The sequence below is a fragment of the Oscillospiraceae bacterium MB08-C2-2 genome, from assembly GCA_035621215.1.
Lineage (GTDB): Bacteria > Bacillota > Clostridia > Oscillospirales > Ruminococcaceae > WRAV01.
Genome location: CP141730.1, coordinates 14,414 through 32,707, shown reverse-complemented (window position 1 = coordinate 32,707; position 18,294 = coordinate 14,414). Strand labels below are relative to the sequence as shown.

The 18,294-nt window shown below is 47.2% G+C and carries 15 protein-coding genes and 1 pseudogene; 2 read left to right on the top strand and 14 right to left on the bottom strand.

The features are described 5' to 3' along the window. The first annotated feature begins 78 nt into the window (after window positions 1-78). Entirely contained in the window at window positions 79-519 is a 441-nt protein-coding gene (locus tag U6B65_14810) for a hypothetical protein (GenBank protein WRS29026.1), read from the top strand. Here U6B65_14810 and U6B65_14805 read toward each other — a convergent pair whose 3' ends face one another. The 9 genes and pseudogenes from U6B65_14805 to U6B65_14765 form a co-directional block, all read right to left on the bottom strand. Beyond that, window positions 520-1,530, bottom strand: coding sequence for a M23 family metallopeptidase (locus U6B65_14805; protein WRS29025.1), 1,011 nt, complete (start codon window positions 1,528-1,530; stop codon window positions 520-522). After that, on the bottom strand, window positions 1,530-3,896 hold the full coding sequence (locus U6B65_14800; GenBank protein ID WRS29024.1) for a DUF87 domain-containing protein: 2,367 nt from the start codon (window positions 3,894-3,896) through the stop codon (window positions 1,530-1,532). Before U6B65_14800 ends, U6B65_14805 begins: the two co-directional genes overlap by 1 nt. Continuing rightward, on the bottom strand, window positions 3,893-4,192 hold the full coding sequence (locus tag U6B65_14795; GenBank protein WRS29023.1) for a hypothetical protein: 300 nt from the start codon (window positions 4,190-4,192) through the stop codon (window positions 3,893-3,895). The genes U6B65_14800 and U6B65_14795 overlap by 4 nt, the downstream gene beginning before the upstream one ends. Window positions 4,193-4,205: 13 nt before the next feature. Continuing rightward, window positions 4,206-5,018: a conjugal transfer protein TrbL family protein gene (locus U6B65_14790; GenBank protein WRS29022.1), complete on the bottom strand. Its 813-nt coding sequence runs from the start codon at window positions 5,016-5,018 to the stop codon at window positions 4,206-4,208. A 6-nt stretch (window positions 5,019-5,024) separates the two neighbouring features. Further along, on the bottom strand, window positions 5,025-5,327 hold the full coding sequence (locus U6B65_14785) for a DUF3852 family protein (protein ID WRS29021.1): 303 nt from the start codon (window positions 5,325-5,327) through the stop codon (window positions 5,025-5,027). Then, window positions 5,324-6,301, bottom strand: coding sequence for a DUF3991 and TOPRIM domain-containing protein (locus U6B65_14780; GenBank protein ID WRS29020.1), 978 nt, complete (start codon window positions 6,299-6,301; stop codon window positions 5,324-5,326). The genes U6B65_14785 and U6B65_14780 overlap by 4 nt, the downstream gene beginning before the upstream one ends. A 58-nt stretch (window positions 6,302-6,359) precedes the next feature. Further along, the gene (locus U6B65_14775) at window positions 6,360-7,406 is read right to left on the bottom strand and encodes a hypothetical protein (protein ID WRS29019.1); all 1,047 of its coding nucleotides are present in this window, start codon (window positions 7,404-7,406) and stop codon (window positions 6,360-6,362) included. Between the two features lie 160 nt (window positions 7,407-7,566). Then, window positions 7,567-7,983, bottom strand: a pseudogene (gene tnpA / locus U6B65_14770) (IS200/IS605 family transposase). A gap of 317 nt (window positions 7,984-8,300) precedes the next feature. Beyond that, window positions 8,301-8,699, bottom strand: a complete 399-nt coding sequence (locus U6B65_14765; GenBank protein WRS29018.1) for a hypothetical protein — start codon at window positions 8,697-8,699, stop codon at window positions 8,301-8,303. Window positions 8,700-11,005: 2,306 nt separating this feature from the next. Here U6B65_14765 and U6B65_14760 point away from each other — a divergent pair. Further along, the gene (locus U6B65_14760; GenBank protein ID WRS29017.1) at window positions 11,006-11,218 is read left to right on the top strand and encodes a hypothetical protein; all 213 of its coding nucleotides are present in this window, start codon (window positions 11,006-11,008) and stop codon (window positions 11,216-11,218) included. 68 nt (window positions 11,219-11,286) lie between these two features. On the opposite strand, the gene U6B65_14755 is transcribed toward U6B65_14760, so the two are convergent. The 5 genes from U6B65_14755 to U6B65_14735 all read right to left on the bottom strand — a co-directional run bounded on the left by U6B65_14755 (window position 11,287) and on the right by U6B65_14735 (window position 18,288). Beyond that, a complete protein-coding gene (locus U6B65_14755) occupies window positions 11,287-16,119 on the bottom strand; it encodes a hypothetical protein (protein ID WRS29016.1) in 4,833 nt (1,610 codons plus the stop codon). A 64-nt stretch (window positions 16,120-16,183) separates the two neighbouring features. Continuing rightward, window positions 16,184-16,714, bottom strand: coding sequence for a hypothetical protein (locus U6B65_14750; GenBank protein WRS29015.1), 531 nt, complete (start codon window positions 16,712-16,714; stop codon window positions 16,184-16,186). 11 nt (window positions 16,715-16,725) lie between these two features. Continuing rightward, the gene (locus U6B65_14745) at window positions 16,726-17,082 is read right to left on the bottom strand and encodes a DUF4320 family protein (GenBank protein ID WRS29014.1); all 357 of its coding nucleotides are present in this window, start codon (window positions 17,080-17,082) and stop codon (window positions 16,726-16,728) included. 70 nt (window positions 17,083-17,152) lie between these two features. Then, a complete protein-coding gene (locus tag U6B65_14740) occupies window positions 17,153-17,395 on the bottom strand; it encodes a hypothetical protein (GenBank protein ID WRS29013.1) in 243 nt (80 codons plus the stop codon). Window positions 17,396-17,418: 23 nt separating this feature from the next. Then, window positions 17,419-18,288: a hypothetical protein gene (locus tag U6B65_14735; GenBank protein WRS29012.1), complete on the bottom strand. Its 870-nt coding sequence runs from the start codon at window positions 18,286-18,288 to the stop codon at window positions 17,419-17,421. Between the last annotated feature and the right edge of the window lie 6 nt (window positions 18,289-18,294).

The window sequence follows — 18,294 nt, the reverse complement described above, 5'->3', positions numbered from 1 at the left end:
TGTCTTATCACTCCTTAAACTTGGTTATAAAAGAGATTCCTGCAAATACTAATGGAAACTTGAATAGGTGGTAAAAGTATGGATCTTAATAAGCAAGATATAAATATGTTGAATAATGTTTATCAGAATGCTGAAATGGGTATTAAGGGAACTCAACTATTGGTGGAAAAATCAGATGACCCTAGATTCTCCCAAACACTGCATAGGTTTCTCGGAGAATATGCTCAATTAAAAGAGCAGGCTGCCACCCTCTTATTAGAGCAAGGCGAACAGCCTAGAGATTCTAATTTAATGGAAAGCACTGGCCTTTGGATGGGCGTTCAATTCAACACTTTGATTGATAAAACATCTTCTCATATGGCTGAAATGCTGATTCAAGGCAGTGCTATGGGAATCGTAGACAACACGAAAACGCTCAATACGCATCAGGATATCTCTCCTCAAGCTAAGAAGGTGGCAGAAAACCTGATCCGAATTGAGCAGGATAACATTAAGGCAATGAAACAATATTTGAACTAGCTACGCTGCTTTTCCTTCCTCCTTGCTATATAAATAATCCACAGGATCTAAATGACTGCTGCGGCTGGTGCTGGCGTAAATTCCAAAATGCAGATGGTGGCCGGTTGAGTAACCGACATTGGTGTCAACTCCCGGCTCTCCACCCTCCAGAGCAATAACCTGACCTTGGCTGACTTCATCTCCTACCTTGACCAACTTCTTAGAAAGATGGGCATAGAAGGAATAGAAGCCTTCTGGGTGTTTAATGAGAATGAAGTTTCCATACCACTGGTCACTGGAGGACTGGACAACGGTTCCGTCTGCGATGGTGATTATCTTATCGTGCCAAGTTCCCCGAATGTCAATACCTGTATGGAAATCCTTCTCACCAGTGATGGGATGGATGCGCCAGCCGTAGGAGCTGGTGATATTACCCCACATGGGTACCGGATATTTACCGCCCCGCAGCAGGTCTTGGGGATTGTTCTGAGATGGCGGCGCAGAATAAATCATGTTACGCATGGCCTCCAGTTCACTATCGCCAAAGCTGAAAGGGGGGGACATAACTAACTGCATAATCTCTGATTCTGTGAGAAACAGGTAATATACGATGATTTCTTCCTCTGTTTCTGTCTCCGATTCTCCTTGTTCATTGATTACCGTTACTTCTACCTCGATCACTTCTTCGTGTCTTTCCACAAAATACGCTGCTACGAACTGCGCCGCTTCGACCTTATCCAGAATCAGGCTGTGATCCGCCAGAAGATCAACCATAATCAAATAGCTAAGGTTCAGATCGTTGTCAATCGCATACAGGGCTTTCACCTCCTGTATGGCCTGATGGTGTATGTTATCCGATACATCCCCAAACATCTGGGGATTGACAATATACACCAAAGCCACCAGTACAATACCCAAGACAGTCACTATGAAGAGAAGAAGGCCAAGTATAATTCCAGCGATAATCCCCACCAGCTTGGCCGTTTTATTTGGCTTTGTGGATAGCAGGAGCTTAATTATAATGGCCTTCATTACCGGCCCCCGCCTTTACCGAAAAGGCTTTCCTCGTAAGGCAGCTTGCCCACATTTAACGAATATTTTTGACCACCAGCTTTCAGTAAGCAGTGTCCCTGCTTGGGTTTCTTGATGCAGGTAATTTCCCCATCGCTGAGATCCAATAGATTTTGCACTCTCTCCAGATCCAGATCGCCGGGATGAAAAATGAATTTGAAAGCTGCATTATTGAGCAGAGGTGCCGTTATATGCATCATTTCGGGGTCAAGGAAATCACGCAGGCTTTGGGTAGCGGTGCCGATGATCGCATCATATTTTCTGGCTCTCTTCTGAAAATCCCGAAGATAACCGGCAATAATATAATTCTTGCGGTTCATAAGAAGGTGCAACTCATCAACATCAAAGAGAATTTGTTCTTCTCGTCTGGAAATACGATTCCAGCAGTAGGTCATAATGTTGAAAAGCACCGCCTGTGTCCGTTCCTCTGAGCCGGTACGAAGCTGGGAGATATCAAAATTGATCATGCGGGAATTTTTAATATTGGTGTGGCCATTGAGCAGCAGACCCAAGCTGCCGTCATAGGTATCCCTTAAAAGAAGCAGCAAGGATTTAATCATATCGGTGGATATCATAGAGTAGTTGTAATTTTCCGAACACTCCAGTACATCCGATACATATTCATAGAGGCTGGTAAAGGTGGGATATTGCTGGGAAGAAAGCGTTGATACATCGGTGTTTTCAGATATGCCATATTTCCGGTACATATCCTGAGTCAGAATCATAAGGGCATTCAGTTCCTTGGTGGTGATCTCGGGAAACAATACTCGAAAGAAATCCTTGAGCCAGCTCAAATGCTGGAAGAATACAGCCTTGTGCCGGAAAGCCTCCAATTCACTATCTTCACCGTCAACCGCTTGATTTACCAGTCTGCGTATTTCAAAGGCATTGATTTTAATGGTTCCGCTTGCGCAGTCTACAACTGTACCGCCCACAGTATAAAACATTTCGTTGTACTCTCCGTCCGGATCAAGAGAAAAACAGGTAATGCCCCGGATAATCATTTGGGTGTTGATCTTCTTCATAAGCCAGCTTTTGCCTTGGCCTGAATCGCCGGTAATGGAAAAGTTGCCGTTGGTGATGGCCGATACTCTCTGCCATAAATCCAAAAACATATGGCCCCCATCTGCTGTTGATCCCAGTAGGATTCCCTGCGGATCGTTGTGGTAGGAATGACTAAAGGGGAACATTCCCGCAATAGTGGGGGAAGGCATGTTGTTGGCACTGCTGCCCAACACATCCTTTCCAAGAGGGTAAACCCCCTGAAAACCCTCCAGCTGATCATAGGTCAAGTTTTCAGTGGTAATACGGAACGCCGACAGCTTACTTTTAACAGTACCGATGCGCTTCCTTAGCTCCTCCTCCGTTGAAGCATACACTTCTATGTAGATGTTGATAAAATAGAGCTTAGAGTTGTTTTTAGCCAAGTTTCGATAAAAGGTACGCATACTTTCCTGCTCCACCTCAGACTGTATCTGCTCGGAAGTCTTGGCTCGATTCCCTTTAGCCTTGATGTTGTTCATCTGGCTGTCTATAAGCCCCACAGCCTGCACCTCGTTCATCTGTCCCAGTCGGATAGATAGGGTTGTGTTTTTAATTTGCGCAATGCTGGAAAGGAAACAGGGCGTATCCAACATGGAAGGAAAGTTTTTTATCAATATAGTTTTTCTGTAAAAATCGTTCTGTACTGCACGCTGGGGTGTGAATTTAAGCTTTTGGGGTGTTAGGCGGCGGCTCAGCTCATCACCCAGAAGATGAGTAGGGTCAGTGGATTTTCCATGCCGTTTATCTTTGGCCTTTGCGGAATTTTTAATCTCAGTTTCCAATGCATAAACATCAAGGCCAATAAACTCACGGAGAATGAAGTTGCGAAGAAGGGTTGCAATTTCCTGTCGGTCAGCCTGATAAAAAGCAAAATGTTCAGCAACCAGATTTTTAAACAGGGTAAATTCCTCACGATCCTTTGTAATGACCACAAGGTAGTAGGCCCTCTGTACAGCGCTGTTGTCGCTTTCAATTTTATCCACACTTTCCAAAATGGAATCAATGATGTATTCGTATTCGCTGCCTGCCTTGAGATTTTCATAATATTCTTTGTTGGCACTCAAATCCTCGATTTTATCCATAATAAAGATTTGGAAAGGTATGGTAGCAGCATCCAGTAGTGCCTCAAGCTTATCAATTTCCGCCTCTCGTTCCGATTTGGTCATGACGGAAAGGTTTGGTGGAAGGATACGCAGAAATTGAGCCACACCAAAAGGTGTGGCCACACTGCTTTCCAAGATTCTAAAATTGATCAGGTTGTCTATTCGCTTATTTTTCTTCATTTGCCGCACTCCTTTAAGCTGAAGGTCTGTGGCCTTCCATAAAAACGGTGCAACAGCCGCAAATACGAAAGGACATTTTTACCGTTGGAGGGCCTGAACCAAAGAACAGCAAAACAGGCTGCCACGATGAAAAGAAGCGTGCCCAGAAGTTCCATTGTTTCTGTGGTCATATATAGGGTTAGGAACATCCCTCCAAACAGCGCACCAAAGATGAGAAGCAGCTCCTCTGGATTAAAGCCCAGATAGGTCATTCTGCTCCTAAGTCTGGGCGGTACAACATATTTTACTGGTTCCATATATACTCACCTTTCATAGCTTTACCAGCCTAGAAAACCCTTGCTCAGCAGCCATGCGTCCCACTGTTCCGAGCATCCCCTGCGCACCAGTGCTAAAGCCAAATTTTTGTAAAACCTTATCCACCTGTGTGATAGAAATCCAACATGCTATGCCCAGCATAGGCTCTCCGTTAGAGACAAAGATAAGCCCCAAATAGAAGAACATATACTGAAATACATAAGTACAGGCAATAGCCAGTGTTTGCCGAATCCACTCCCCCAGTTTGCTGGTATCTCCTCGGATAATGTCTGTTATATAAAAGGAGGATGTAAAGATTTGCAGCAGCATGGCGCCGAACCTGCGCAAGGCTACGAACAAAAAAATCACGGCAACAATGCACACAACCAAAATCATAAGGATCATGTTGGATGCACTACCGGCTAGTTGATTCAGCTTTTCAAGATTCGTTGTTATACCGGTGACATCCCCCCGAAAGGAAATGGAGGAAGCAATCAACTCTCCCAGCTGCATGGCTAGAACGGCTACCCAACGGTTGGTAAATACAAAAACCATGGCCTTAACTAAATTTAGAAAAACCATCCCCCATTCAACCCCTCTTCCGGTGGATTCCTCCATAATGTCAAACAGGAGAAATAATAGGGATACTACCATGACAATCATATTCATCCAACCACTGAATTCTATTAAAAGATTAATAATGGGATTGTTCCAAAAATCGGTGGAAGCGTTGAGGCTGAGCCCCAGCAAGAACTCGGCATATCCCATTACCAATTTCTGCAACAGATTCTGCGTAAGGTCTGCCCACAGATCAAATAACCACTCCATAGCCGCCTACTGACCCTGACCAATCATGGCCCATCCCCATACAGGGAAGGTAACAATTAAAACGAGAACAACGAGGCAAATACCAATTGGCTTGAGCTTTTCTTGATAGTCCTGACCTTGTCTATGCTGAGAAATGGCACCTCCGATGTAGAAAAGCATCACCACAACGACTACCGCCGCCAATATGGGAACTGCAAATTTGTCGACTCCATATTTCATGACATCCATAATTTCACCTTTTGCAGTGTCAAGCCCACTCTGAATATTAGCCGATAAGATCAGGCCGGGGAATGAACTGAGAAATTTCATGGCTGAATACCTCTTTCCATTTGCATTGTTTTTTGATATTGCTGTTTTGGCTGTTGTACCTCTCGAGGAAAGGCTGCCAGTAAATCTAGGTTCCAGTCCTTTTGCACAGGAACCTTATCAATGATTTTCCCCTTGAACTCCAGCCCCTCCAACTGGTTCCGGTAGGACACCCGCATTTCATTCCCACGCTTATCGTTGTCTGTAGCAAGATAAACGTGGCTGAGCCGATCTTGAGGCAAGCGGGCCATATGGTATGGTAATGTTTCCAGACACATACCGCTAATGGCCAGATAGTCAAATTTTTTCCAGTTCACTTTATTGCGGGCTAACAGTGTCATAAAAGACATGGAATCAATAGGAGCCTCACAGACCACTAGCCGTGAGGCTCCATTATCAACATAAAATCCTATTTCCTTTTGACTGTTTTCTAAATCCCGGCGAAAAGGCTTTTTCCGGTAGGTAGAGGTTCCCCGCATACAGCCAAAGGCAGTCTTATCCTCTTGATCAAAGCCGATAAATACACAGTTGTGGCGGTCATCCTCATAAAGTTGCCTGCGCTCGATCATGTTCAGGACAATGGCCCTATCGATTCCCCGGGTCTTGGTTAGGTAAGCAATAGCCCGCTTGTAGCGGCCCTCAACCTTCGGGGGCATTTCCAGTGGCCCGGTTGGCTTTGAGGGAGCGGGTTTGTGCATTGGGAGGGTGCTTTGTCCCGGTACGATTGTCAGCTCACCCCGCAGTATGGATATGGCCTTTGCCGTATCCACCTGATGGATTAGCATAGCGAAATCAATGATGCTGCCACCGGTACCGGTGGAATGCCGGTAAAAAACATTACGCTCCGGGTCAATGCGGATACTGTCGTGTTCTTTCAGGCTGTATTGCCGACCGGCTCTGGTCAGGGTATATCCACACTGCTGGGCATACTCGATAATCTGTATCTCATTTTTTATAGCGTCCGACACGGTTGACATAATTTCACCTCCGAAACATAGAAACAGGACAGCCCTTGGGCTATCCCGCTTACCGTTGTTAATATTCCATCGGCTTTCTGGCCGCCTGCTTCAAAGCTTTGTGCTGCTGTACAGTTTGGATACCGCTGCGGATCTCGGCAGGCATAAGGTCCATATACCGGGATAGATCAGCCATGTCAGATATTCGCTTCATTTCAAGCCCTTTTCGTCTCGACTGGATAGTAAAGAATCGTAAATCGCCGTTGGTGGCGTGCTTAAAAATATGCAGACAGCCCTGATGATGATATGGGCTATACCCTTCATCCATAAGCCTCAGGGCTGTTTGCTTTCCCATAGAGAAAGACTCATCCTCAGTATTTAAATAGCCGGGGTGGTATGCTGGAGCTTTGCCTTCCATAATCTCTACAATCTGGCTTGCAAGGGTAGCAGGTGGGGTATCCCATCGGGTGCAAACGCCTTGCCATGTGCCTTTGGTGTGGTTAATACCGTTCAGGAGCTTGATGCCTTTAGCTGGTGGTTCCCATCCGGAAAGATTATAGGTGTAATCATCCAGAAGACAGTCTGTAGGACGAATGCCGCCCGGTACAAACTCTCTTTTGTCACTGCCGCAGGGCAAGAACACCCGGTGGGCGGCATCAATTTCCGGCAAAAGCTGATCAAGCCACTGGTTCTTTTCGATCAGGGCATGGGGACTGTCGGAAAGATACGCTGAAAGGATGAAAACCTCGATCTCCGGGCTGCTGTATATGATTTCTTGGATAGCCTGCACTACATTCTCCATGGGCTGGAGATTGGCAAAATAGCCGTATTCATACAGGGATTCCAGCCGATCAACACGCTTGAATTCTGCTAGAGTGCCGTCCATGTCTACAAACAAGCGCTGTGGTTCACCAAGATACTCTTTTAGATCATCAAACCCATTGAATACATCTTCCAGAACCAGATGCCCTTTACTGTCGAGAATGATGCAGGCGGCTTCATCTCCATATTTTTCATGCTCCATGAGAAAATATTCCTTGCCATTAATACTGGTAGCATCAATGGTATACCAAGTTCCTGCATGAGTGGGAATAGGTACATTCTCCGATTGCCTTGTGATTTTCACTTTTTCAACCTCCTTAAACTGTTAATAGTCAAAACCTCCGGCTAAGCCGGAGGTTTGAATAAGCCCTATAGGGGCATAATACAGACAATACCCCTAAAGGATCCTCTAAAGGTCTGCTATCCGCATTGCTTTCTCGAGCAACCCCTAAAGGGGTGCTTTTTTATGTCTTGGTATTCTTGCTACCCGTAAACGAGTCGGTATACTTCTTTAAGCTTATTTAATCCGAAAACTCATCCTCCTCTAGTGGCCTTTTGAGATACTCTTGTATCTACTTTTTATTCCGCCCCACTATATCTACGTAATAGCCTCTTGCCCAGAAGTGCTGTTCTCGTATTTGTACTTCAAATTTGCATGCCGATCGAATATCATTAGGCTGCTCTTACCTTTTAAATACCCCATTATTTGTGACACGCCAAACTTCGGCGGGATACTAATTATCATATGGATGCGGTTGGACATGCGTTGGCCTCGATTATCTCTATTTCCTTTTGTCCACATAGTTTTCTTAGAATAAACCCTATGTCATCCCTTATTTCTCAATATATTACTTGCCTTCGATATTTGGGGCAAACACCATATGGTATTGACATGTGTACCTAGGTTAGTTTACAAGGAACTATACGCAGATCGAGAAATGGGCTGTTGACAACTGCTCTGTGCAAAAAACAATGCCACTGGATTCATCCCAGGTACCTGATCATTCGTTATAAATTTATTGCAGTCGCAGAGATAGGCAGTTGTCCTCCGCTCTCTACTCCACGTCACAAACATGTGTTAAGATGAAAATCATAAGACGTACAAACCCGCAAGCAATGTTTTCACGTTACTTGCGGGCTTGTATGATACGATAATTATGCAAAATAAGTTCATTGAGATCAGCACAAATGGCCAAGATCAGGTTACCCGCAGCACAACTATGCCCGCAGCCTGCCCCAATTGAGGGGTGCTGAACAGGGTATCCGGATCTGCGGAAATCAGAAGGCTCAACTGGTCTCCAGCGGACAACGTCATGATATTTGAGAACACGAAAGTATTGAGTTCAAACGTATCAAATTCTAGAGCTTGCATTGTGTTCCCCTGCGCCACACCGTTGACGGCAAGTTCAAGGGAAATTGCTGTCGTGGTAGATACCGATCTGCCGCTCATAGTAACCATAATGAGATACGTGCCCGCTTCATCAATGGTAATAGCATTGGGATTGGCATAACTTACATTGTTAAAGGAATCCGACTGTAAATCAAGCGGTACTATGATTGGTGTTGATGTCAGGTTCAACGTCCCGATTTCAGTCATATAATAGCCACCGAATGCGGTCGCAAGGACGCCCGTTGGACCAGTAGGGCCAGTGGGACCAATATCGCCAGTAGGGCCAGTGGGACCAATATCGCCAGTAGGACCAGTGGGGCCAGTGGGACCAATATCGCCAGTAGGACCAGTAGGGCCAGTGGGCCCAATATCGCCAGTAGGACCAGTAGGGCCAGTGGGCCCAATATCGCCAGTAGGACCAGTGGAGCCAGTGGGCCCAATATCGCCAGTAGGACCAGTAGGGCCAGTGGGACCAATATCGCCAGTAGGACCAGTGGGACCAATATCGCTAGTAGGACCAGTAGGGCCAGTGGGCCCAATATCGCCAGTAGGACCAGTGGGGCCAGTGGGCCCAATATCGCCAGTAGGACCAGTAGGGCCAGTGGGCCCAATATCTCCAGTAGGACCAGTGGGGCCAGTGGGCCCAATATCGCCAGTAGGACCAGTGGGGCCAGTGGGCCCAATATCGCCAGTAGGACCAGTAGGGCCAGTGGGCCCAATATCTCCAGTAGGACCAGTGGGGCCTTGTTCACCAACAGGTCCTTGTGCTCCAGCGGGTCCGGCTACACCTTGAGGGCCCGTTGGACCAGCTACGCCGGCAGGTCCTTGAGCTCCGGCAGGTCCAGCAATACCCTGTGGACCCGCAGCGCCTTGTGGCCCGGTGGGACCTTGTTCGCCAACAGGGCCTTGTGCTCCGGCGGGTCCGGCTACACCTTGGGGCCCGACTTCACCTTGTGGTCCAGCAGGTCCCTGTACGCCAACAGGGCCTTGTGCTCCGGCGGGTCCGGCTACACCTTGGGGCCCGACTTCACCTTGTGGTCCAGCAGGTCCCTGTACGCCAGCAGGGCCTTGGGGACCGGCTGGGCCTGGCACTCCTTGGGGTCCGATTGGCCCTTGCGGACCGGGAATACAACAATAATAGCCTGTATTGCAGCAACAGCAACCATAGTGAGCATTGCATTTATTACACCTATAGTGAGTAGTATCTATATAAATCACCTCTCTGTTCTAGCGCTGGAATAGATTAATGCTCTATAATATGCTCAAAATGATTGAAAAGTGTATCAAGCTTCGGTAAAACATACAACTACACACAACATAGGACTCTTTAGCCTCTAAAAATCCGATTTATTGTATTCCGAATCCAGAATATGAGCAAAACCACATCTGCATTAACTTGGTTGCACTTTAGGGCCTCGGGGCAGGTTCAAGCTATTGACAAACTATCCAAGAACGGAGGATTTGCTATAATAAGAGCAGCGAGAACAAAGAAGGGTGGCAGTCATATGATGACAGAGCGGAGGAACACGCAGTTAAAATTGTATTCATGGGAAACCGTTAATTTTGGTGATAAGCGCTGGGTGCTGGATTTGTTGGTTACTACTGTGGAATCCACCTGAGACAAAATGAACATTACATGGAAAATCTGACTGGCATAACACCACCCGTCACACCGTTACCCTGTGTAGTGCCTTGTAAACTGTACATTGGTATGTTCTAAGCTTTTTATGCCTTTCATGCAAAGACCTCCTCGATTTTTTTTAAGTTATGTTAGCAGACCTTAGCTCTATTTTATCGGAGAGCTTTTTTTCTTGTCCATACCTTAAGGTCTTTCTCCACCAGCAGAGCTGGTAGTTCTTTAAGCAAAGTAAGAAAGCTCCAACTGTTTAAACAGTTAGAGCTCTAATGAATGATGAAATGAATCCTGTACATTTGCAGCTTGGGCAGCTCCTTACATGAATACCGGCAACCAAACAGATGACGATATTCCCTTTTCTGCTTTTTAGGCCTGCCTTTTGGTTTGCATTTAATAATTGTGGCACGTCCCCTCCTTTCCATGTGCCGAAGCCCCTCCAACACCCTGTCATGAGTTAACGCTGAATAGGTACCACTGGGAACATTCTTACAAAGTAAAGAAGTACAGCGGTTGATTTTCAGCTGCACCTGTTCTATTGTGAGATGTCCTTTGCGCAGCTCCCGGCGAAGTCCACGATTCATCTTCAAGCAAACCAATGGGTGAGGGAATGTATATATTACAATATAGAACTCGTTTAGTCGTTTGACCACTAGCCTTTCACAATGCAGTAGAAGCAAATAAAGCGCTACAATCAGTTCGAAAATAATGAGAATTAATAACCAGATAATTCTACCCTCCCTAATTCTTTGATATCTGGTGTATGGCCACAACGCCGGTACTTCTTATTACATTCACACACTTTTTTTAATAGCATATAATATTAGTCCACCCCTATGGGTGGACTAATATTTAGAGGTGACACGCATGTGTTTCAATAATGGTTGCAACAATTGGGGCGGTAACTCTTGCAACAATTCCTGTAACGGCTCTTGCGGTAATTCGTGGGGTAATTCCTGTGGTAATTCCTGTGGTAATTCATGGGGCAATTCCTGCAATGGTGGCTGCAATGGTGGCTGCAATAATGGAAACAATGGCTGTGGCTGCAATTCCAATAATGGATGCAACCGTGGCTTTCTGCTGTAACCAATAGTCTAATAGTAATTGCCAGCGGCCAGACAGAAGTCTGGCCGCTGTTTTACGTTTAAAAGTAAAGTAGCCCTACTTAATAGCCTCTTCTTTTTCAAGTGCCTCCTTCAGCTCGGGATGCAGCTCACTGACCGAAGTTACAACATCTATAAGATTGTTGTAATCCTCAATGGATTCGATGTACTTCTCGGTAATCTCCATACGTTTTTCCTTTTCTTCTTTTTGCTTTTTCCAGAAGTACCAGACGGCTAAAAGGGACAATAAAGAAAAAATACATTGGAGAATTGTAAGAGCAGCGTGAGCAAAAATTCCGGACATGGGAACCCATTTGCCATCCGACTGCTGTACTGCTGGTTCTGGCTCGGAAGCAATAACCTTCTTTTCGGAAGAGCCTGTATCGATATCTTTTTCTTCGCCGATACTTACTGGCTTATTTTCGCCAGTGGTGGATGAAGAACCCTGAGCGGGAGCTTTTATTATTGACCCGGCAGTGGGGATCTCTGGGACAGGCGCTGGCAATTCTGGTTTGCTTTCTTCCAGTGTATAGTCAATTCCTTCACGTTGACTTTCACTATCCCGATCATTGCCGCCAGAGGATTTGGTGACAGTGGCGGACACTAAATATTCAACAGGATTTTTTGCGTTGTCATAAGCCACAAACAAATAATCCCCGCTTTGATCGGGCGAAAACTCTACAATGGCATCCTCTGTCTTTGTTCCATCCGGAAGGATGATTCCAGCGACACCGGAAAGCCGGTCAATGGCCGTAACTCGAATCACTGGTGCAGCAGCGTCACCCTCAATGACATGAGACACAATGGGAGGTGTATGGTCATTGCGTACCGTATACTCATCAACAGGAGAAAAAGTTCCCGCATTACTGAGCGCACGGAGCTTGACCAGATACGCCCCTTCCTCCTCCACAACTATAGGGCTGTTTTCATAGTCGTGCCAGATTTCATCGGGTACAGCGGCCATGGCGAAGAAGCTGAATTGTCGAGCCATGAGCATTGTTTCAACAGGAGCAAAACTGGTAAGTGAAGAGATATTGTACTGCACCTTTTTGACCCCGGAAGGCGCTGTAATACGTTCCATATCCACCTCGATGGGACGATTGGTATTGACCCATTTGTTTTCAACTGGCAGTTCTGGAAGAACCGGCGGCTGTTTGTCGATGTTGGATACAGTAACGGAGTACATACACGATTTACCCGCAAAGTCAGTCAGCAGGAAATCGTAAGTACCGTTTTCCGTGGCGACATATTCAGCGGTATCCCCGGTGACTACAGTACCATCTGGCAATGTTATACTGGCCATGCCCGAATAAGGATCAAGGCCGATTACCGTGATGGTCACATCCTGATTTGTCCAGAGCGTGGTGCTGAGCGTATGGGTGCCGCTGGGCGGGGAATCGTCTATGACGATGCTGTCTGATAGGAGAACCTCGGATACCGTACCGGCACCATTGGTCATCCGGGCAGCAACCACCCCGCTGAACTGGGCATCAATTTTACTTTCCCCGGCAGTATAGGTTCTCCACCGGGTATCATCTGTCTGACTGTCTGCATCCACAAGTTGGTACTCAACTGACCGAGTACCAGATGCGGGGGTATTGGTGGTAATGTTAATCAGCACTTGCCGCTCGAATAGCCACTGATACAGCCGACTGAGCAGGGTATCCTCGGTGGAGGTGAATCCGATACCCTCCACCACAGGGAGTCCCTTGTCAATGTTGGTGACCTCATAATCAGCGGTAAACATAGTCCCAGCATTGTTTTCGGCCTCAAAAATAAAGGAGCCGTTTTCCGTAGCAGTTACGCTGATTGTATCTCCGTTGGTCCACTCACCGCCATTAACACGCACTTGCCGCACTCCAGATACCGAGGCTGCTGTGAAGGTAAGGGACACATCCTGGCTTGTCCACTCAGTGGTGCTGGGTGTGATCTCTCCGGTTACAGGGGCCTTATCAATGTTAGAAATGACCACGGAGTATTCTGTCGAATTCCCAGCCCTGTCGGTCAGGATAAAAACATAGGTGCCGTTTTGGGATACCGTATAGGCGGCAGCTGCACTATCAATAACGGAACCGTCAGGACATTCAATGCTCTGTACTCCAGAGAGAGCATCCAGCGTCGAGACAAAAATGGTCACATCGTGATTTGTCCAGTCTGTGATACTGATGGTATGATTGCCAGTGGGCGGGGTTTCATCGGTTATAACTGGCTCGGATGCCTCAACAGATTCATTCCCGGCCTGATCCAAGCATCTGGCATGTACGTAACCCTTGAATTCCCGCTCAATCTTAGGACGGGCGGCATCGCTATAAGTCAGCCATGCGCCGGGATCAACCGCCTCACCTTCCGCAACCAACTGATACTCGATCTGGGCAACGCCTGACAAGGTATCGGCGGCAGTAATGTTGATGTATGCTTGTTTATTAAAAACATTTAAGGTGTTTGCTAACCTTGCTAGAAGGCCGGTGGTAGTAGGGCTAAAGGCAATGGCGGTTATTTCAGGGTTATCCTTATCAATTCTATTAACCGTTTCGCTCACAGTGCCGACATTCCCGGCCCAATCCTCTATTTCAAAGATTGTGGAACCGTTTTCAGTGGCAATAAAGCTGATTGTGTTACCATCAACCCAAGCGCCGCCATTTACCCGCACCCGCCGCACTCCAGCCCCGCCGGTGTCGCTGGCAGTCAACTGCAAGGTGACATTGTCGTTTGTCCAGCCGATGGCATTGCCTGTAATGATACCTGTAGGCGCTGTACGGTCTAGGCCGGTGACTGTGTTATATAAGTAAGCAGAGTTGCCGCCGTTACTGTCAGAGGCCATAATCCTATATAGCCATGTTGTGCCGGTAGCCGGGATATCAATAGCACAATTGAGGTCTGTGCCAGAGTAAACCACTGTATAATCTGGTTGGCCGTAGATTTTACCCTCCACAGTGTAGGTTATAGTATCTGCGTTCTGGTCGGTGGAGGCCTCCCAAGATAACTCCATTTTCCCGGTAGGGTAATTTATGCTGTACTCTGTATAGATCGGGGTGCTGGGTGCATGGTTCAGAGCTTTATTATCTCCCACAGCCCATGCTGAATATTGGTTATTGGTATCTCGGGTACGTACCCGGATACGGTATTGCAAGCCGCTGGAAGGGGCATAGTCGGTGATGCTGGGTGTAGCAGATTCCCCGATGGATGACCACATGTTTCCTCCATCGGTACTGCGCTCCCAACAGTAATAGACGGTTAAGCCGTTGGGGTGGGTGACCGGGGTTACTGTAATACCGATAGCCTGACCAGCTTGAGGCTGGCCGTAGCTTGGCATACCCGGTGAGCTGGGGGGATAATAGATGGTTACTGCCGTGCCGGTGCGGTAGGCGCTGTATTGGTTGTGTATATCTCTAGCCCTCACTCGGATAGTCAGGGTAGAGCCGCTGGCCGGTACGGTGATAGCTGTTTTCGGGGTGCTTGTGCTTGCAAATTGCGTAAAGGTACCGCCGTTAACGGACGATTCCCATAAGTACGTTATGGCGTCACCATCCGGGTCTGTAGCCGCTGCACAGGTGACTTCCATGCTTTGGCCGCTTATGGCGTTGATATAGGTAATGCTTGCCGGTACGGCCGGGGCCTTATTGGTGTTGATGGTACCGCCCTCGCGGTAATCGCTGTATTCTCCGCTGGGGTCTTTGGCACGTACCCTAACCTGTATGGTTGCGACACCGGTAGGGACTGTTATGCTCGTTGAAGTGGCTGAGGTAGTGCCAGCGGCCACCCAGGAGCCGCTATTTGTGCGGTATTCCCACTCATATGTCAAAGCGTCTCCATCCGGATCCGTGGCGGCTGCACAGCTCACCGCCATAGCCTGGCCGGGAACGGCCCCTGAATAGGTAATACTGCCGGGGGCATTGGGCGGGGAGTTAGTAACCGCATCATACGTGCCGTCACCTTTGGAAACTACTTTGAAGTTTTCACTTAACATAAAATAGGGTACAATTCGGGGATCTGAATAACCTTCATCGTTAGATGTATGCCTACCCTGACCTACTCTTAGTTGATCGGGGTCGCCTGCTCCACCACCCCACTTTTGCATATAGTAGGCTTGGTAGCCATCGGCCGTCCATTCTCCCACTTTTGTCATGCCTAAACTACTTCTAGTAGGATAGTAACCAAATTGTAGCCCTGTCATAATTGATGCGTCTGTTCTCCCTACAAAGGGATAGCCGTCTTCACCAGTTACAGTAGTATTCACACCAGCTAATTCTGTTACAGAGGGTAACCAAACCTTTTGGGGGTCATTGCGCTGCACAGGTATAATACGTGAAACCCATGTGTTGACAATATACCGTATAGGTAAGCTCACAATATATTCATTGACTTTTAAACCATTGTAAAATGTGCCGTTCATGAAATTTGAGGCGCTGGAAGTGATGTATCTATTAGAAGCGTCAGCTCCTGCGCCATCCCAATGGGGCAATACTCCTTGAGCATTCATGGTTCTGACAATAGCGCCTCTGCCAAAGTTCATATTGTCAGTAACGATCACAACTAAAGGTAGCGCCCATGTCGAGCCGTTACTCTCGTAGGGGACATATACAATCGTCCCAGAAGGTAAAGTGTTTATTTTTTGGGTTGTGGTTGCTGCCATAATGCTCATGCGGCCCATGGGCTGTATTGGGTGTCTGGCTGGGTCATCCCACGGCAATAACCCCATTTCCTCCGGGGTGTATTCTATAATCTCTGATGGGACGATTGAGCTGCCAAGTGGAATATCATCAATGTCACTGGCTCCCAGCCCTATTTCTCCAAATTCTGGTGACATAGCAAGAGCAGCTACAGGCGGCTGCCCGAAAAATAAGAGTATGGCCAGCAGCAAGGCTGCCGGTCGCTTAAAGGGAATTTTCATTGTAAATCCTCCTTTGCAATAAAAATAGAAAAGGACTTGCCATATTAATGGCAAGTCCAACGGCTTAATATTTAGGTGTATAGGATGCTCTGGTAGTCTGGTCAATTGGAACCGTCAAAATCGGTTCTCCCATAAATCGAAAGGGTATTTCCAATCGGTAAGTAACATCAAATTGCAGAGTTTCATTGCCCGACAGCTCATTAATATAATCGATGTTCCGGATGTCCAGAACATACAGGACACCGGCTTCGGTGGAATTGGTCAGCTTGGAGCCACTGACTTTGTAATTGTATAGCTTTCGCAATTGGCGCTTTAGATCGGTGGTATTGGCAATATCAGCCCAGTCACCATCCCCCGAAGCGCCGTAGGCGTTGCTACGGGAATCACGAACCCCTGTATAGGCTCCATAGCTGTTGTTGATGGCCATGGTTACCGTTGCCTTGCGTACCATCTCCTCGGTACTGTCTGCGATAATATATGCCTGCCTGTATTCCATCACAGCGGAAGCCAGCACTGCCATGCACAGAAGAAAACCGGCAGCACCCAAAAGGACACTGCCGGAACGCTCCCGAAGCTTAAATTTAAGTCTTTTCATTTTTCACCGCCTTACTTCCAGTACTTCTCACTACGGCCCGTGGCCTTGCGAGAAAGCGTTATGGGCAGCTTTATTAGCCCTCCTATGCCAATTTCTGAATTGGTAGTAATGGTTACGGTAAACTCATCGTCCATTTGAATGTGGGTAGATCCGCTGATGGTTGTGGCATCTACTGACAAGGAAGCTCCCTCCAAACTGAGCTGAGAGGTTAGTCGGTCAAATTCGCTTTGGGCATTTTCTGTGTCTCCCCGCACCTCCATAAACCGGGCCAGATCATTGGCAATCCGGTCAGTGGTGGAGATATCCACCAGTACCGGAACCACTGAAAGAATAAGGGCGGCAACCATAGCCAGAATGAGCATCACCATGGTGCCACTAACCATTGCGGAGCCTTGACGGCATCGCAGCCGCCTTATAAATACAAACCGTTTCATTGCCTTAGTGCTGGTTGAAGGCTTCAGTAATCTTATTCTTCAGCGCAGGCATAAACTCATCTTTGGCATAAGCATTGATTACAGAAAAAACAAGGATGACAAGTGCCGCTACCCCGGCAATGATTAAACCCTGTTCAGCGGAAACACCACCTTCTCTTCCTTCCAGTAGGGTTCTTTTGATTTTTCCTACTGCAATCTGGCCTTTGACATACATTTTTAGGGTAACCGCATTGAGTTTCTCAGACATTTTAATAGCTCCTTTTCCATTTGTTATTTCAGCGAGGTGTTGTATATGTAAATGCCTACTGCTGTAAGCAGGATAACTACCATACAGCCCAACAGCAAAAAGCTATAGGGCTTTATTTTGTTGTAGAGACTTTGGATGTATCGCTCAGTCTGCTGGTCTTGTTCATTCTCCAGCGTCTGGCTGATAATCTGGAAGTACACCCGCTGATCGTTGCCATCCAAAACAGATTGCAGACCCCGGCAAATCTGAGAGAGGCCAAGAGAACCTACCCGGGTTGCCAATCGACCTAGGGCTTCACGTTGGTTGCCAGTACGCATATCAGCCAAGGTTACGTCCAGCTCAAGACGTAGCTGCTCACCACACACCTTGTTGTATCCCAACAGCATGGCCAAAACATCACGGCCCCGCTTTAGCTCCTCGGAAATGGTTCCAGCAAAATGAGGCAGCTCCATAGAAATTTCTTCTCTCTTCTTTTTCACGGCCTTGGTAGGTTTGCTTCTTTCCTTTAGAAACATGGAAACGGAAAGCGCTACAAAGACCACGGCAATAAAAGGGTGAACCAAAAGAGCCACCGGCGCTGTCATGGCTCCAAACAAAATTGCGGGGGCAAGTGCCTTTGCCAGAAATTCCTCCGGCGTATCGGATATATGAGCGGATTGCAAGGTATTGGCCAATTTAATCCGCCCATACTTCCCCAGCCGAATAAAACGCATAATCTTTGGTACCATTGATGCCGAAAGAGTGCGGAGATTCAGAGAGGATTCGGGCTTTTTTTGGTAACCGGAAACCGCTGCCCTCACAGCCCGGGAAGGAACCGGGTACAGATCACCAAGCAACAACCGTACTCCGATAAAAAAAAGAATCAGGAATAGGAAAGTGGGAAGCATTGTCATAAACCA

Excerpts from the sequence above, each read along its gene's own strand:
- U6B65_14755 (WRS29016.1), bottom strand. The coding sequence starts at position 16,119 with ATGAAAATTCCCTTTAAGCGACCGGCAGCCTTGCTGCTGGCCATACTC.
- U6B65_14750 (WRS29015.1), bottom strand. The coding sequence starts at position 16,714 with ATGAAAAGACTTAAATTTAAGCTTCGGGAGCGTTCCGGCAGTGTCCTT.
- U6B65_14735 (WRS29012.1), bottom strand. The coding sequence starts at position 18,288 with ATGACAATGCTTCCCACTTTCCTATTCCTGATTCTTTTTTTTATCGGA.
- U6B65_14810 (WRS29026.1), top strand. The coding sequence starts at position 79 with ATGGATCTTAATAAGCAAGATATAAATATGTTGAATAATGTTTATCAG.
- U6B65_14740 (WRS29013.1), bottom strand. The coding sequence starts at position 17,395 with ATGTCTGAGAAACTCAATGCGGTTACCCTAAAAATGTATGTCAAAGGC.
- U6B65_14785 (WRS29021.1), bottom strand. The coding sequence starts at position 5,327 with ATGAAATTTCTCAGTTCATTCCCCGGCCTGATCTTATCGGCTAATATT.
- U6B65_14800 (WRS29024.1), bottom strand. The coding sequence starts at position 3,896 with ATGAAGAAAAATAAGCGAATAGACAACCTGATCAATTTTAGAATCTTG.
- U6B65_14790 (WRS29022.1), bottom strand. The coding sequence starts at position 5,018 with ATGGAGTGGTTATTTGATCTGTGGGCAGACCTTACGCAGAATCTGTTG.
- U6B65_14745 (WRS29014.1), bottom strand. The coding sequence starts at position 17,082 with ATGGTGATGCTCATTCTGGCTATGGTTGCCGCCCTTATTCTTTCAGTG.
- U6B65_14805 (WRS29025.1), bottom strand. The coding sequence starts at position 1,530 with ATGAAGGCCATTATAATTAAGCTCCTGCTATCCACAAAGCCAAATAAA.
- U6B65_14760 (WRS29017.1), top strand. The coding sequence starts at position 11,006 with ATGGTTGCAACAATTGGGGCGGTAACTCTTGCAACAATTCCTGTAACG.
- U6B65_14795 (WRS29023.1), bottom strand. The coding sequence starts at position 4,192 with ATGGAACCAGTAAAATATGTTGTACCGCCCAGACTTAGGAGCAGAATG.
- U6B65_14765 (WRS29018.1), bottom strand. The coding sequence starts at position 8,699 with ATGACTGAAATCGGGACGTTGAACCTGACATCAACACCAATCATAGTA.
- U6B65_14780 (WRS29020.1), bottom strand. The coding sequence starts at position 6,301 with ATGTCAACCGTGTCGGACGCTATAAAAAATGAGATACAGATTATCGAG.